We start from the raw sequence: 14624 nt of genomic DNA, 5'->3' as shown, positions 1-14624 counted from the left end.
GGGGAACTCAGCAGACCGCCCCAGCCGGCCGTACGGGGCTCAGCGTCGGGCATATTCGCGGAAGCCGCGACCCGTCTTGCGGCCCAGGCAGCCCGCCGCCACGAGGTGCTCCAGGAGCGGCGCCGGGGCCAGGCCCGGGTCGCGGAACTCGCGGTGCAGCACCTGCTCGATCGCGAGCGAGACGTCCAGACCGACCACGTCGAGCAGCTCGAACGGGCCCATCGGGTAGCCGCCGCCCAGCTTCATCGCGGCGTCGATGTCGTCCAGGGTCGCGTAGTGCTCCTGGACCATCTTGATCGCGTTGTTCAGGTACGGGAAGAGCAGCGCGTTCACGATGAAGCCGGCGCGGTCGCCGCAGTCCACCGGGTGCTTGCGGATCTTCGTGGTGACCTCGCGGACGGTGGCGTGGACGTCGTCGGCGGTCAGAACCGTACGGACGATCTCGACCAGCTTCATCGCCGGAGCCGGGTTGAAGAAGTGCATCCCGATGACGTCCTGCGGGCGCGTGGTGGCGCGGGCGCAGGCCACGACGGGCAGCGAGGAGGTCGTGGTGGCGAGCACCGCGCCCGGCTTGCAGATCTTGTCGAGCCGCGCGAACAGCTCCTGCTTGATCTCCAGGTCCTCGGCGACCGCCTCGACGGCCAGGTCGACCTCGGCGAAGGCGTCGAGCGAGCCCGCCGCCGTGATCAGCGCCAGCGTGGTGTCGCGGGCCTCGCCCGTCATCCGGCCCTTGTCGACGGAGCGGGCCAGGGACTTCGCGATCCGGGCCTTGGCGGTGTCCGCCTTCTCCTGGGAGCGGGCGGCGAGGACGACCCGGTAACCGGCCTTGGCGAAGACCTCGGCGATGCCGGACGCCATCGTGCCCGAGCCGGCGACGCCGACCGAGCGGACCTCGCGGCCCGTGCCCGCCTCGGCGGAGGCCGAGGGGGTGAGCGCGTCGTCCACCACCTGCGCGGAGCCCGGCGCCTCGTACGTGTAGAAGCCGCGGCCCGCCTTGCGGCCGGTCAGCCCGGCCTCGCTGAGCTGCTTGAGGATCGGGGCGGGGGCGTGCAGGCGGTCGTGCGAGGAGGCGTACATGGCCTCGAGGACCGTCCGGGCCGTGTCGACGCCGATCAGGTCGAGCAGCGCCAGCGGCCCCATGGGCAGGCCGCAGCCCAGCTTCATGGCGGCGTCGATGTCCTCGCGGGAGGCGTACTTCGCCTCGTACATGGCGGCGGCCTGGTTCAGGTAGCCGAAGAGCAGGCCGTCCGCGATGAAGCCGGCCCGGTCGCCGACCGCCACCGGCTCCTTGCCGAGGTCCTGGGCGAGCCGGGTGACGGCGTCGACGGCCCTCGGGTCGGTCAGGACGGAGGAGACCACCTCGACGAGCTTCATGGCCTGGACCGGGGCGAAGAAGTGCAGGCCGAGGACCCGCTCGGGGTGGGCCGAGTCGGCGGCGAGCCGGGTCACGGAGAGCGCGTTGGTGCCGGTGGCCAGGATGGCATCGGGGCGGACGATCGCGTCGAGGGCGCGGAAGACCTCCTGCTTGGCCTCGTACGACTCCGGCACGACCTCGATCACGAGGTCGGCCTCGGCGGCCGCCTGGAGGTCGGAGAAGGTACGGAAGCGGGCCAGCACGTCCTGCCGCTCCTCCTCGGTGATCCGCCCGCGGGCCACCGCTCGGGCGGTGGACGCCTCCAGGGCGGAGACGGCCCGGGCGGCGGCGGTGTCGTCGATGTCGATGCCGATGACCTCACGGCCGGCCCGGGCGAGGACGTCTGCGATACCCGCGCCCATGGTGCCGAGACCGACGACGGCGATGGTGGAGAGAGGGGTGTCCATCAGGGGACTCCAGGGAGGAAGAGTGACGACTGAGGGCAGTTGCGCGCGCGAAAGGGCGCGGGAAAAGAGCGAGGGCGATGCCACGGAAAGAGGGCGCTGCCCGAGAGGAGGGCGATGCCCGGTAATGAGGGCGATGCCCTGGGAAAGGGGTCGACGGACTCTGTCCCGGAGTCACATCGAAACTGCCGAACCGACGTACGACACAACGGCTGCGTCACCAGGCCGTTGTGGGAGGTGCGGGTGGTGGCCCGCTCACCTGAGACTAACCGGCCGGTAACGAGCGCGCCAGTCCCGGGAAGTTGAGGAAAATGTGATCTGGATCGCGGATAGGCTCCGTTTCATGGAATACGCCGAGGATCCGGAATTCTGCTCGATGATCGATCGATTGCGCGACGAGATCGAGAATGAGACCGGAGAGGTCCCCGAGGCATTCCGTCGCCTCGCGGCCACCGCCGACCCCGAGGAACTGCACCGCGTCCTCACGGCACCAGGGCAGCCCCTCTGGGCCCGTGAGATCGCCGCGTACGCCCTCGGGGTCGCCGGCGACCCGCGCGCCTTCGAGGCCCTCGTCCTCCTCCTCAACCACCGTGACCCCGAGCGCTGCGTCACCGCCGCCCACGCCCTGACCCGGCTCGGCGACCCGCGCACCGCCCGGGCCGCCGCCACGCTCGCCACCAACGAACTCCGGGCCGCCTACGCCCTCCTGCCGGTACGGCTGCTCGCCGCGCTCCGCGCCCCCGAGTCCGTCCCGGCCCTGATCGCCGTCCTCGAAAGGCGACTTCCCGCCGACGACCCCCACTGGCGGGTCGGACTCGCCTGCGTCGAGGGGCTCGGCGCCCTCGGCGACCCCGCGGCCCGCCCCGCGCTGGAGGCCGCCCTCCCGCACCCCCGGCTCGGCGTGGCCGCCGCACGGTCACTGCACCTGCTCGGCCCCGCCGGCTGACCGGAGACCCGGACGCGGGAGCGCCCGGGCCAGGACGCCGGCCGCCGCGAGGACCGCGGGGAACGCGGCCAGCGCGAAGCACAGGGACAGCGGCAGCCGTCCCACCAGCAGCCCCGCGCCCGCCGTCGCCGCCGTACTGCCCGCGTTGAACGCGGTGTTGACCCAGGCGCCGGCCCGGGTCCGGCGTCCGGGGCCGGCGGACTCGTCCGCCAGCAGGTACGCGCTGGTGAGCGCCGGCGCCAGGAACAGACCGCCGAGCGCCACCCAGCCGACCAGCGCGTACGGGTGCGGGGAGAGCCCCGCCACCGCCAGCACACCGCCGAGGCCCAGCGTGAGCAGGGACAGGCGCACGGCGGTGGGCAGCCGCCAGGACACGGCGCCGTGGACCAGGCCGCCCACCGCGCTGCCCGCCGACAGCGCGGCCAGCGCCCAGGGCACCGCCCCCGGCGACCCGTGGGCGTCCGCGAACGCGATCACGAGCAGGTCCAGGGCGCCCAGGCACATGCCCATCGCCGCCGCGACCGCCGCCGCCCGGGCCGGTCCGCCACCGGGCGCCCCCGCCGGACCGGCCCCCGTCTGCGGAGCCTCGCGCTCCCGTTCCTTCGTCACGCCCCGCACGACCGGCGAGGTGACCAGCCCGAGCGTGCCCGCCAGGACCAGCGCGGCGCTCACCACGAGCCCGGCCGGCGCCGCCGCGTACCGCACGAGCAGTCCCACCAGCAACGGGCCCGTGACGAAGAGGAGTTCCTCCGCCACCGTGTCCAGGCTGTACGCGCGCCGCAGCAGCTCGCGGTCGGGCAGCATCGCGCTCCACAGCGCCCGTGTCACCGGTCCGAGCGGCGGGACCAGCGCGCCCGCGGCGGCGGCCAGGGCCGCGAGCCCGGCCGTCGAGGTCACGCGACCGGCCGTCGCGACCGCCAGCGCGGTGAGCAGCAGGGCGTGCCCGACGGCCAGGGGCGGCAGCGCCCGGCGGGGGCCGAACCGGTCGACGAGACCGGCCCGCGCGGGCGACAGCAGGACACCGGCGAGGCCGAACACGGCCATGACCGTGCCGGCCGCGGCGTACGAGCCGGTGCCGCCCTTGACGGAGAGGACCAGGGACAGCGGGGCGATGCCGTTGGAGAGCCGGCCCACGAGGGCCGCCCCGACGGCACGGGGGGCGTGCGGGGTCCGCAGCAACACGGCGTAGCCGGGCGCGCGGGAACGGGCAGGGGAGGTCACGGACACGACGGAGTTCCTCAGAAAGGGCGCCGGGACGTGCCTGCGGCGCCTGGGTGTGCGGGGTCGCGGAGGACCGCGCCGGTGCCGGGGGCACGGACGCCGGTCGGGAGACTCCTACGCACGGAAGAGGAACACGCGTGTCAACGTATCAAGCGGGGCTCCGACCCGGTGTCTCCGGGTGCCGTCCCGGCACGCTCCGGCACGAGCGCGAACGCCTCGATCTCCACGAGCAGTTCCGGACGGACGAGCGCCGAGACCTGCACCGCCGAGCTGGCCGGCAGCGGCGCGCCCGCGAAGTGGGCGTCCCGGGCGTCCCGGACCGCCGGGAGGTGGGCGACGTCCGTGACGAAGTAGGTCAGCTTCACCACGTCCCCGAAGCCGGCGCCGGCGGCGGCGAGGCATCGCTCCAGGTTCGCGAACACCTGGTGGGCCTGGGCCGCCGGGTCGCCCTCCCCGACGACCGCCCCGGAGGCGTCCAGGGCGCACTGCCCGGATATCGCGACGAACCGGCCCGTGCCCCAGACGACGTGGCTGTACTGGGGGCTGGGCGCGAGGCCGTCGGGGGCGGGGACGTGGGTGAGGTGGCTCGTCATGTCGCACATCCTCGCCCACGGCACCGACAGTGCCCGCCACCCCCGTGGGGCGCGGGCACTGCCGGACGGTGCGGCGGGGTCAGCGCACCTGGCCGAGGAGCCCGTGCAGGGCGACGCCGACCGGCTCCGCGAACGGGATGCCGGCCCGCCTGTCGCGTTCCTGCGGGGCCTGCTCCCCGGCCGCCTGCTCCGCGGCCTTCCTGCCCTGGGTCTTCCGGTCCGGCGCCTTCTTCCCGGCCGCGGCCACCCACGCGGGCTCCGGCTCCGGGAGCGCCTCGCAGACCGCGTCCACCTCGGCGTCGCCCTCGGCGCGGGGCACCTTGCCGGTGGCGAGGTAGGCGGCCAGGTGGTCGTCGAGGCAGTCGTTGCCGCCGAGGGTCACTCCGTGGTTCCCGCCGCCCTGTTCGACGACCAGGCTGGAGCCGCGGACGAGCCGGTGCAGGGCGACCCCGCCCTCGTACGGGGTCGCGGCGTCGTCGGTGGCCTGGAGGATGAGGACCGGCGGCAGCTGGTCGTTGGTCACGTCCGGCGGGGTCAGCGGCTCGACCGGCCAGAACGCGCACGGCGCGTTGTACCAGGCGTTGTTCCAGGTCGAGAACGGCGCCTTGGCGTGCACGTCCCAGCTGTCCTTGCGCCAGACGTTCCAGTCGCGGGGCCAGGCCGCGTCCCGGCACTGCACGCTCGTGTAGACCGAGTAGCCGTTGTCGGCGGCCGCGTCGGCCTCCCCGTACCGCTCGTACGCCTCCGTCAGCGGCGCCGGGTCGGCGTCGTTGACGTACGCCGAGAACGCGGTCGCCAGGCGGGGCCAGTAGCCGTTGTAGTACCCGCCGGGCAGGAAGGTGTCCTCCAGTTCGCCCGGCCCGACCTTTCCGCCGGCCGGGGCGGCACGCAGCGCGTCGCGCATCCGGTACCAGGCGGCCTCGACCGCCGCCGGGTCGGTGCCCAGCTTGTAGACGGCGTCCTGGCGGGCCACCCACGCCATGAAGTCCTTGTGGCGGGTGTCGAAGGCGTAGTCCTGCGAGATGTTGTCCTCGTACCAGACGCCGTGCGGGTTGACGACGGAGTCCAGCGCCATGCGGCGCACCCGGTCCGGGTGGAGCCGTGCGTACACCGCGCCCAGGTAGGTGCCGTACGAGTAGCCGAGGTAGTTGATCTGCGGGGCCCCGAGCGCGGCGCGGAGGGAGTCGAGGTCCCGCGCGGCGCTCACCGTGTCGATGTACGGCAGGACGTCGGCGTACTTCGCGCCGCAGGCCTCGGCGAAGGACTGGGCCCGGTCGACCGCCGCCCGCTCGGCGTCGGCCCCGGTCGGCACCGAGTCGGCGCGGACCGGCGCGAAGTGGCCGGGCTTGCAGTCGAGCGCGGGCTCGCTCTTGCCGACCCCGCGCGGGTCGAAGCCGATCACGTCGTACTCGGCGGCGACCTTCGGGGGCAGCGAGGCCGCCACGAACCCGGCCATCGCCCGCCCGCTGCCGCCGGGCCCGCCCGGGTTGACGAGCAGCGGGCCCTGGAAGGTCTTCGCGGTGTGCGGGACCCGGGTCAGGGCGAGCGTGATGCTCCGCCCGGCCGGGTCGTCGTGGTTGAGCGGCACCTTCAGGGTGGCGCACTGGAGCTTCGGGTACGCCTTGGTGGCGCAGCCGGCCCAGGCGAGCGGCGGCAGCGGACGGGGGGCCGGTTCTCCGGCGCCCGCGGGAGCGGCGGGCAGGACGGTGACCGTCCCGGCGACCAGCGCTCCAGCGGCGATCAGCATTCCTGCGCGTGGGGTCATGGGGCCTTTGTGTCCCGTGCGGGCCTCGGCAGGACCTGTTTCGGCCAGAGTTGACCCGAACAGAGGAGGATCCGACGGCGTGTCAGGTGACCGGTCCGATGATCGGACCGGGCGGGCGGGCCGTTCGGCGGGGCCGGTTCAGAGGAAGGTGAGCTGCTCCGGGGCGGCCGCCTCCGCCGGTCCCTCGGGTACGGGAATCCGCCGCGTCGCGCCCCGGTGCGCGGGTCCGATGCCGAACTCGGCCGCCAGCTCGTGCACCTGACGGGTGATCCGGCGCTGGTACCAGGTCGGCGCGTAGGCCCCGGACGCGTACATCCGCTCGTATCGCCCCACCAGGCCGGGGTGGTGCTCGCGCAGCCACCGCATGAACCACTCGCGGGCGCCGGGCCGCAGGTGCAGGACGAGCGGGGTGACCGAGCTCGCCCCGGCCTCGGCGATCGCGCGGACCGTCTCGCGCAGCTGCTCGGGCCGGTCGCCGAGGAACGGCACCACGGGGGCCATCAGGACGCCGCAGTCGATGCCGTGCCGGCCGAGGGCGCGGACGACGTCGAGGCGGCGCTGCGGCGAGGGGGTGCCTGGTTCGACGGTCCGCCACAGCTCCCGGTCGGTGAAGCCCACGGAGACGGAGATGCCGACCTCGGTGACCCGGGCGGCCTGGGTGAGGAGCTCCAGGTCGCGCAGGATCAGGGTGCCCTTGGTGAGGATCGAGAACGGGTTGGCCCGGTCCCGCAGGGCGGTGAGGATGCCCGGCATGAGGCGGTAGCGGCCCTCGGCGCGCTGGTAGCAGTCCACGTTGGTGCCCATGGCGATGTGCGCGCCCTGCCAGCGGGCGGAGGCGAGCTGGCGGGTGAGCAGCTCCGGGGCGTTGACCTTGACGACGATCTGGGAGTCGAAGCCGAGTCCGGTGTCCAGGTCGAGGTAGCTGTGGGTCTTGCGGGCGAAGCAGTACACGCACGCGTGCGCGCAGCCCCGGTACGGGTTGACCGTCCACTCGAACGGCATCCGGGAGGCGCCCGGCACCTGGCTGAGGATCGAGCGGGCCCGCACCTCGTGGAAGGTGATGCCGCGGAACTCGGGGGTGTCGAAGGTGCGGGTGGTGACCGCGTCCGTGCCGAACAGGGCGATGTCGGCGGGTGCCGTCGCGCCGCCCGGGGTGTCGCCCAGATGGTCCCAGCGCATGGACGCCTCCTCGGTTGACGTTCTCGACCGTGCGCCCAGAATAGAACACCTGTTCCCTTGATCGTCGCAACCCGGATTTCGCCCGCCGGACCCCACGTGGTTCGCTTGGCCCACACCCCCGAGGAACCACAAGCTGGAGGAAGTCAATGGCGCAGGTCGAGGCCACCACGGAACGGATCATCGCCGCGGACGCGGAGACGGTGTTCGACGCGCTGGCCGACTACAGCGGTACGCGCGCGAAGGTGCTCCCCGAGCACTTCAGCGAGTACGAGGTCCGCGAGGGCGGCGACGGCGAGGGCACCCTCGTCCACTGGAAGCTCCAGGCCACCAGCAAGCGCGTCCGCGACTGCCTCCTGGAGGTCACCGAGCCCACCGACGGGCAGCTCGTCGAGAAGGACCGCAACTCGTCCATGGTCACCACCTGGACCGTGACCCCCGCCGGCGAGGGCAAGTCCCGCGCCGTCGTCACCACCGTCTGGAACGGCGCCGGCGGCATCGGCGGCTTCTTCGAGAAGACCTTCGCGCCCAAGGGCCTCGGCCGGATCTACGACGCCGTCCTCGCCAAGCTGGCGGAAGAGGTCGAGAAGTAACGCCCTGGGCGTTCACCGATTCGAGTGGATCGCCCGCGCCCCCGTACCGGAGCCCCCGCGCACCGGAGGGGCGCGGGCCTCCTCGTAAACGCGCTGATGAGCGACCCAAGTGCGCCGTGGCGCAGGGATGTTCGTCCCCCTGGGCGCCACCGGTGGCCCGTACCGCCCGACTTGCTCCCCCTTCGCGTGCAATGCGAAGAATGGCGCGGCGCAGACGCCGTGACGAGGGGAGCAGGTACGTGGGTGCGATCACCATCGTGAAGGACGGCGAGAGCGCCGCGGGGGACGCGGAACCGCTCGCCGCGGACGGCCCGCCCACCGACCTCGCGCCCCCGCCCGACCCCGGCCCCGCCGCCCTCGACCCCCGTCGCGTCCGGCTCGTCTTCTGCGGCCTCATGCTCGCGCTGCTCCTCGCCGCGCTGGAGCAGATGATCGTCGCCACCGCCCTGCCGAAGATCGTCGGCGAGCTCCAGGGCCTGGACCGCATGTCCTGGGCGATCACCGCCTACCTGCTGACCTCCACCATCGGCCTGCCGGTCTACGGGAAGCTGGGCGACCTCCTCGGCCGCAAGGGCGTGTTCCTCTTCGCCATCGTCGTCTTCGTCGTCGGCTCGGGCCTGGCCGGCTGGTCGCGGTCCATGGACGAGCTCATCGCCTTCCGGGCGATCCAGGGCGCCGGCGCCGGCGGACTCATGATCGGCGTCCAGGCGATCATCGCCGACATCGTCCCCGCCCGCGAACGCGGCCGGTACATGGGCCTGATCGGCGCCGCCTTCGGCCTCGCCTCCGTCGCCGGCCCCCTCCTCGGCGGCTTCTTCACCGACCACGTCTCCTGGCGCTGGTGCTTCTACTTCAACGTGCCCTTCGGGCTCGTCACCCTCGCCGTCGTCGCCGCCGTCCTCAAGCTCCCCAAGCCGCAGACACGCGCGCGCTTCGACGTCCTCGGCGCCCTGCTCCTCGCCGCCGCCTCCACCTGCCTGGTCCTGCTGACCAGCTGGGGCGGCACCGAGTACGCCTGGGACTCCCGGGTCGTCCTCGCCCTCGCCTGCGGAGCCGCCGGAACGACCCTGCTCTTCCTGGTCGTCGAGCACTTCGCGCCCGAACCCCTCATCCCGCTCCGGCTCTTCCGTGACTCCGTCTTCACCGTCACGGCCCTCGTCGGCGCGGTCGTCGGCATCGCGCTCTTCGGCGCCGCCAGCTACCTGCCGAGCTTCCTGCAGATGGTCGAGGGCGCCACCGCCACCGAGTCCGGCCTCCTGATGCTGCCCCTGATGGGCGGCATCGTCATCGCCTCCGTCGTCTCCGGCCGGCTGATCAGCCGCACCGGCCGCTACAGGATCTATCCGGTGGCCGGCGGCGCCGTCTCCGTCCTCGGCATGTGGCTGCTCTCGCGCATGGACGCCGACACCCCGCGCCTCCAGCACAGCCTGTGGCAGGCCGTCCTCGGCACCGGCATCGGCCTCGTCATGCCGGTCCTCGTGCTCGCCGTGCAGAACTCCGTACGACCCGCCGACCTCGGCACCGCCACCAGCGCCCACAACTACTTCCGCCAGATCGGCGGCAGCATCGGCGCCGCGGTCTTCGGCACCCTCTTCGCCTCCCGGTTCGACGACGCGCTCGGCGACCGGCTCGCGGGCGTCCTCCCGCAGGGCGCCGCCGCGCCGCCGCCCGTCGCGTCGATCACCCCGCAGGGCGTCCACACCCTGCCGCCCGCCCTCCGCGACGCGTACATCCAGGCGTACGCGGACGCGATGCCGCGGATCTTCCTCTACCTCGTGCCGGTCCTCGTGCTCGGCCTCGTCCTCGCCTTCTTCCTCAAGGAGAAACCGCTGGTGTCCCACCACAGCCCGCTCACCGAGGCCACCGACGCCCCGCACGCCGACGACTTCGGCGGGGCCCAGGCCGTCCCGCACGCCCGCCACGCCGCCGCCCCCGCGCCCGCCGCCGCCCCCCAGCGCCCCGGGGTGCCCGTCTGCGGCACCGTGCAGCACCACGACGGCAGCCGGGTGCCCCGGGCCGCCCTCACCCTCATCGACGTCCAGGGACGGCAGGTCGGCCGCGGCGCCAGCGGCGAGGACGGGCGGTACGCGCTGAGCGTCCCCGGCGGCGGCGCGTACGTCCTCATCGCGGCGGCCGGCGGACACCAGCCCCAGGCCGTGTCCGTCACCGTCGGCGACCGGCCGGTCGAGCTCGACGTCGTCCTCGGCGGCGCGGGACGGCTCGCGGGCGACGTCGTCACCGCCGACGGCACCCCGGTGCGGGACGCCGCCGTCACCCTCACCGACGTACGCGGCGAGGTCGTCGCCTCCACCCGGAGCGGACGGGAGGGCGGCTACGTCATCAGCGAGCTCGTCGCGGGCGAGTACACGCTCGCCGCCAGCGCCCCCGCCTTCCGCCCCGCCGCGCTCCCCGTGAGCGTCCAGGCCTCCCGCGAGACCCGCCAGGACATCGAGCTGGCCGGCGGCGCGGTGCTGCGCGGCACGGTGCGGGCCGGCGGCGGGCGTCCCGTCGAGGACGCCCGGGTCACCCTGCTCGACGCCGCCGGGAACGTCGTCGACACCCTCACCACCGGCGCGGACGGCACGTTCCGCTTCGTGGATCTGTCCTCCGGCGAGTACACGGTCATCGCCGCCGGGTACCCGCCCGTCGCCACGGTCCTCCAGATGGCCGGTGGGGGCCGCACCGAGCGCGACCTCCAGCTCGGCCACCAGGACTGACCGGCACCCTCAGGAGGTGGTCGTCGCCTTGCGCAGCGCGCTGATGCAGGTGCCGATCGCCTCCTGGAGGGCTTCGAGGCGCTGGAGCATGTCCGCCTCGTAGATGTCCTCCTCCATCACCTCGTCGAGCGTCAGCTCCTCGAAGACCTTCGTCGCCTTCTGCAGGCTGTTGTAGAACTTCGTCCGGCGCTCCTGGACGCGCAGCGCGGGGTCCTCCTCGACCGCCTTGGCGACCAGGCCCTTGACGGCGTCGTAGGCCTCGCCGGCCCACTCGCCCGCCTCCTCCGAGTCGTCGAGCTCGTCGAGCAGCGACAGGTGCCGCTCGGCCTCGGCCCGCAGCTCGGCCGGCGCCTCCACGGTCTGCCCGGCCGGGGTCCTGATCCGGCCGTTCTCGACGATCTGGCGGACGTACCCGATGCGGTCGGCCGCCTTCGCCTCGCTCGCCACCGCCTTCTTCAGGTCGTCGGTGCGGGCGATGGCGCGGGCCATCTCGGTCTGGAGGGCCGGGTCCTCCCTCATCCGGTCGAGCAGCGCGCCGCGCGCCGCCTCCGCCGTGCCCGGGTCCGCGAGGATGGCGGCCCGCAGCGCCGTCGGGTTCTCGGCGACCTCCAGGGCCTTCGTCGGGCGGATGCCCTCCGCCTCGGCGGCGGCGGTGATCGCCTGGCCGCGCACGGAGGACGCGCTGTTGCGGGACGTGTAGTACGACAGCCAGACGTCCGCGTCGGGCAGCTCGATGTCCGCGCCCGGGACCAGGACCTCGAACTGCGGGACCAGGCCGTCGTCGGCCGCCATGTCCCAGGCCCTGTAGTAGCGCATGACCCGCTCCGGCGAGCACCCCGCGAGCCGGGCGAACGCCTTCGCCGAGACCTTCGTCCGCGCCGTCCCCTCGGCGGCCTGGCCGCCGGGCCGCACGCTCCGGGCCACCTTCAGCGCGAACGCCCAGCCGCCGGTCCGGGCGTAGACCCCGAAGTCATGGGCGTCACGGACCACGACGGGGTCGTGCTCCTCGTCGCCGCGTCCGTCCGCGCCGTCCTCCTCGTCCGGGGAGCCGCCGGCGTCCGGGGCGCCGGCGACGTCCGCGGAGCCTTCGGTGTCCGGGGCCTCCCCGGAGCCCTCGGCGTCCGGTGCGACCCGCGGCTCGGGGGCCGACGGCTCCCAGAACTCCGGCTCCTCCGCCATGACGGGCACGACCGGCTCGACGGCCGTGGACTCCACGGGAGCGGACTCCACCGGAAGGGACTCAACGGGAACGGACTCCACGGGAACGGACCCCGCGTGCTCGGACTCGACGGGCGCGGTTTCGGACGGGGTGAAGGCGATGGTCACCGAGAGCTCTCCGGAAGGTCGGGTGCGACAACTGCGGCCGACAGCCTATACGGACCCGTTGGCGGCGTTTCGCCCCATTCGGTCCCACGCCGCGTTCCGGCGTGACCTCCCGGGAAACAGGCGGCGCGGGCCCCGCCCCGGCCCGCCGCGAGCGGGCCCCGGGGGCATGCGGAACCGCGCGGCCCTGCCGTACCGCCGTCCCGGTGAGCGTCATTGGTCCACGCCAACGGAGGTTATCCACAGGGGTGGTAGGGCCGCCGGGCGGCGCGTACGGTGCCAGGCATGAAGATCCTCATCAGCGCCGACATGGAGGGCGCGACGGGCGTGACCTGGCCCGCCGACGTGCTGCCCGGCACGCCCCAGTGGGAGCGGTGCCGCGCGATGTTCACCTCCGACGTGAACGCCGCCGTGCTCGGCTTCTTCGACGGCGGCGCCGACGAGGTGCTGATCAACGAGGCGCACTGGTCCATGCGGAACCTGCTCCTTGAGCGCCTCGACGAGCGGGCCGAGATGCTCACCGGCCGGCACAAGTCCCTCTCGATGGTCGAGGGCGTGCAGCACGGAGACGTCGACGGCATCGCCTTCGTGGGCTACCACACGGGCGCCGGCACCGAGGGCGTCCTCGCCCACACCTACCTCGCGAACTCGATCACCGGCGTCTGGCTCAACGGCGAGCGGGCCGGCGAGGGCCTGCTCAACGCCCACGTCGTCGCGGAGTACGGCGTCCCGGTCATCCTCGTCACCGGGGACGACCTGACCTGCGAGGACGCCCTCGGATACGCGCCGCAGGCGCCCAAGGTCGCGGTGAAGGACCACGTCTCCCGGTACGCGGCGGTGTGCCGCACCCCGGCCAGGACCGCCGCCGACATCCGCGAGGCGGCCAGATCGGCCACCGCCCTCGCCGTGCGGCACGAACCGGTACGCGGCGGGCCCTTCACCGTGGAGCTGGAGTTCGACGCCGAGCACCTGGGCGCCGCCGCCACGGTGGTTCCCGGCGTGGCGCGGAGCGGCGAGCGGCGCGTCGCCTACACCAGCGGGACCATGTACGAGGCGATCCGTACGTTCAAGGCGGTCACGACCATCGTCTCGGCCGCGGTGGAGGAGCAGTATGGCTGAGGAGGTCCGCGGACCGGACACGACGGCGCTCGACGAGGTGGTCACCTTCACCTCCGAGCTGATCCGCATCGACACCACCAACCGCGGCGGAGGGGACTGCCGGGAGCGGCCCGCCGCCGAGTACGTCGCCGAGCGGCTCGCCGCCGCCGGCATCGAGCCCACGCTCCTGGAGCGCACCCCCGGCCGCACCAACGTCGTGGCCCGCATCCCCGGCACCGACCCGTCGGCCGAGGCGCTCCTCGTCCACGGCCACCTGGACGTGGTTCCCGCCGACCCCGCCGAGTGGTCCGTGCACCCCTTCTCCGGCGAGGTCCGCGACGGCCTCGTGTGGGGGCGCGGCGCCGTCGACATGAAGAACATGGACGCGATGGTCCTCGCCGTCGTCCGCTCCTGGGCCCGCCAGGGCGTCCGGCCCCGCCGCGACATCGTCCTCGCCTACACCGCCGACGAGGAGGCCAGCGCCGAGGACGGCTCCGGCTTCCTCGCCGACCGGCACGCCGGACTCTTCGAAGGCTGCACGGAGGGCATCAGCGAGTCCGGCGCGTTCAGCTTCCACCCCACGCCCGGCACCACGCTCTACCCGATCGCGGCGGGGGAGCGGGGCACCGCCTGGCTCAAGCTGACCGCCCACGGGCGGGCCGGCCACGGCTCCAAGGTGAACACGGCGAACGCCGTCACCCGCCTCGCCTCCGCCGTCGCCCGCATCGGCGCCCACGCCTGGCCGGTCCGCCTCACCACGACCGTCCGCGCCGCCCTCACCGAACTCGCCGCGCTGTACGGCGTCGAGATCGACACCGCCGCGCACGACCTCGACGTCGACCTGCTCCTCGGCAAGCTCGGACCCGCCGCCGCGCTCGTCGAGGCCACCGTCCGCAACAGCGCCAACCCGACGATGCTCGAAGCCGGCTACAAGGTCAACGTCATCCCGGGCCAGGCCGTCGCCTACGTCGACGGGCGGATGCTGCCGGGCACGGAGGACGAGTTCGCCGCGACCATGGACCGGCTCACCGGACCGGACGTCACCTGGGAGTTCCACCACCGCGAAGTGCCCCTGGAGGCGCCGGTCGACTCCCCGACCTTCGCCAAGCTGCGGGCCGCCGTCCAGCGCTTCGACCCGTCCGGCCACGTCGTGCCGTACACGATGTCCGGCGGCACCGACGCCAAGCAGTTCTCCCGGCTCGGCATCACCGGCTACGGCTTCTCGCCGCTCCGGCTGCCCCCCGACCTCGACTACGGCGCGCTCTTCCACGGCGTCGACGAACGCGTGCCGGTGGACGCCCTCCACTTCGGCACCAGGGTGCTCGACCACTATCTGAAGTCCGCCTAGGACAGAGGGGGACGGACCTGTGACAG

General features: G+C 73.8%; 11 protein-coding genes. 5 read left to right on the top strand and 6 right to left on the bottom strand.

Annotation, left to right across the window (positions count from 1 at the left end):
• Positions 1 to 39: 39 nt before the first annotated feature.
• Positions 40 to 1821 carry a 3-hydroxyacyl-CoA dehydrogenase family protein gene (locus AC067A_RS25860; protein WP_479244868.1) on the bottom strand — a complete coding sequence of 594 codons (1782 nt, stop codon included), beginning with the start codon at positions 1819 to 1821 and terminating at the stop codon, positions 40 to 42.
• Positions 1822 to 2161: 340 nt separating this feature from the next.
• On the opposite strand from AC067A_RS25860, the gene AC067A_RS25855 reads away from it, so the two are divergent.
• Entirely contained in the window at positions 2162 to 2764 is a 603-nt protein-coding gene (locus AC067A_RS25855; RefSeq protein WP_479244867.1) for a HEAT repeat domain-containing protein, read from the top strand.
• Here the strand turns inward: AC067A_RS25855 and AC067A_RS25850 are convergent.
• The 4 genes from AC067A_RS25850 to AC067A_RS25835 form a co-directional block, all read right to left on the bottom strand.
• A complete protein-coding gene (locus tag AC067A_RS25850) occupies positions 2735 to 3991 on the bottom strand; it encodes an MFS transporter (protein WP_479244866.1) in 1257 nt (418 codons plus the stop codon). The two genes, AC067A_RS25855 and AC067A_RS25850, sit on opposite strands and share 30 nt — an antisense overlap.
• Before the next feature lie 134 nt (positions 3992 to 4125).
• A complete protein-coding gene (locus AC067A_RS25845) occupies positions 4126 to 4578 on the bottom strand; it encodes a RidA family protein (RefSeq protein WP_479244865.1) in 453 nt (150 codons plus the stop codon).
• Between the two features lie 79 nt (positions 4579 to 4657).
• Complete coding sequence (locus AC067A_RS25840) at positions 4658 to 6343, bottom strand: alpha/beta hydrolase (RefSeq protein WP_479244864.1); 1686 nt, start codon at positions 6341 to 6343, stop codon at positions 4658 to 4660.
• A 138-nt stretch (positions 6344 to 6481) separates the two neighbouring features.
• Positions 6482 to 7522 (bottom strand): Rv2578c family radical SAM protein, encoded by a 1041-nt coding sequence (locus AC067A_RS25835; RefSeq protein WP_479244863.1) that lies wholly within the window; start codon positions 7520 to 7522, stop codon positions 6482 to 6484.
• Positions 7523 to 7668: 146 nt separating this feature from the next.
• On the opposite strand from AC067A_RS25835, the gene AC067A_RS25830 reads away from it, so the two are divergent.
• Both AC067A_RS25830 and AC067A_RS25825 read left to right on the top strand, forming a co-directional pair.
• Entirely contained in the window at positions 7669 to 8112 is a 444-nt protein-coding gene (locus AC067A_RS25830) for an SRPBCC family protein (RefSeq protein WP_479244862.1), read from the top strand.
• 239 nt (positions 8113 to 8351) lie between these two features.
• Positions 8352 to 10829, top strand: a complete 2478-nt coding sequence (locus AC067A_RS25825) for an MFS transporter (RefSeq protein WP_479244861.1) — start codon at positions 8352 to 8354, stop codon at positions 10827 to 10829.
• Positions 10830 to 10838: 9 nt separating this feature from the next.
• On the opposite strand, the gene AC067A_RS25820 is transcribed toward AC067A_RS25825, so the two are convergent.
• Positions 10839 to 12008, bottom strand: a complete 1170-nt coding sequence (locus AC067A_RS25820; protein WP_479244939.1) for a hypothetical protein — start codon at positions 12006 to 12008, stop codon at positions 10839 to 10841.
• 429 nt (positions 12009 to 12437) lie between these two features.
• Here AC067A_RS25820 and AC067A_RS25815 point away from each other — a divergent pair, with 429 nt between their 5' ends.
• Both AC067A_RS25815 and AC067A_RS25810 read left to right on the top strand, forming a co-directional pair.
• Positions 12438 to 13271, top strand: a complete 834-nt coding sequence (locus AC067A_RS25815; protein ID WP_479244860.1) for a M55 family metallopeptidase — start codon at positions 12438 to 12440, stop codon at positions 13269 to 13271.
• A complete protein-coding gene (locus tag AC067A_RS25810) occupies positions 13264 to 14598 on the top strand; it encodes a M20/M25/M40 family metallo-hydrolase (RefSeq protein WP_479244859.1) in 1335 nt (444 codons plus the stop codon). The genes AC067A_RS25815 and AC067A_RS25810 overlap by 8 nt, the downstream gene beginning before the upstream one ends.
• Positions 14599 to 14624: the final 26 nt, after the last annotated feature.

Source organism: Streptomyces sp. NPDC043176, assembly GCF_056436715.1.
This window is presented reverse-complemented; position numbering and strand designations above follow the sequence as displayed.

Excerpts from the sequence above, each read along its gene's own strand:
- AC067A_RS25860 (WP_479244868.1), bottom strand. The coding sequence starts at position 1,821 with ATGGACACCCCTCTCTCCACCATCGCCGTCGTCGGTCTCGGCACCATG.
- AC067A_RS25855 (WP_479244867.1), top strand. The coding sequence starts at position 2,162 with ATGGAATACGCCGAGGATCCGGAATTCTGCTCGATGATCGATCGATTG.
- AC067A_RS25830 (WP_479244862.1), top strand. The coding sequence starts at position 7,669 with ATGGCGCAGGTCGAGGCCACCACGGAACGGATCATCGCCGCGGACGCG.
- AC067A_RS25840 (WP_479244864.1), bottom strand. The coding sequence starts at position 6,343 with ATGACCCCACGCGCAGGAATGCTGATCGCCGCTGGAGCGCTGGTCGCC.
- AC067A_RS25820 (WP_479244939.1), bottom strand. The coding sequence starts at position 12,008 with ATGGCGGAGGAGCCGGAGTTCTGGGAGCCGTCGGCCCCCGAGCCGCGG.
- AC067A_RS25845 (WP_479244865.1), bottom strand. The coding sequence starts at position 4,578 with ATGACGAGCCACCTCACCCACGTCCCCGCCCCCGACGGCCTCGCGCCC.
- AC067A_RS25815 (WP_479244860.1), top strand. The coding sequence starts at position 12,438 with ATGAAGATCCTCATCAGCGCCGACATGGAGGGCGCGACGGGCGTGACC.
- AC067A_RS25835 (WP_479244863.1), bottom strand. The coding sequence starts at position 7,522 with ATGCGCTGGGACCATCTGGGCGACACCCCGGGCGGCGCGACGGCACCC.
- AC067A_RS25810 (WP_479244859.1), top strand. The coding sequence starts at position 13,264 with ATGGCTGAGGAGGTCCGCGGACCGGACACGACGGCGCTCGACGAGGTG.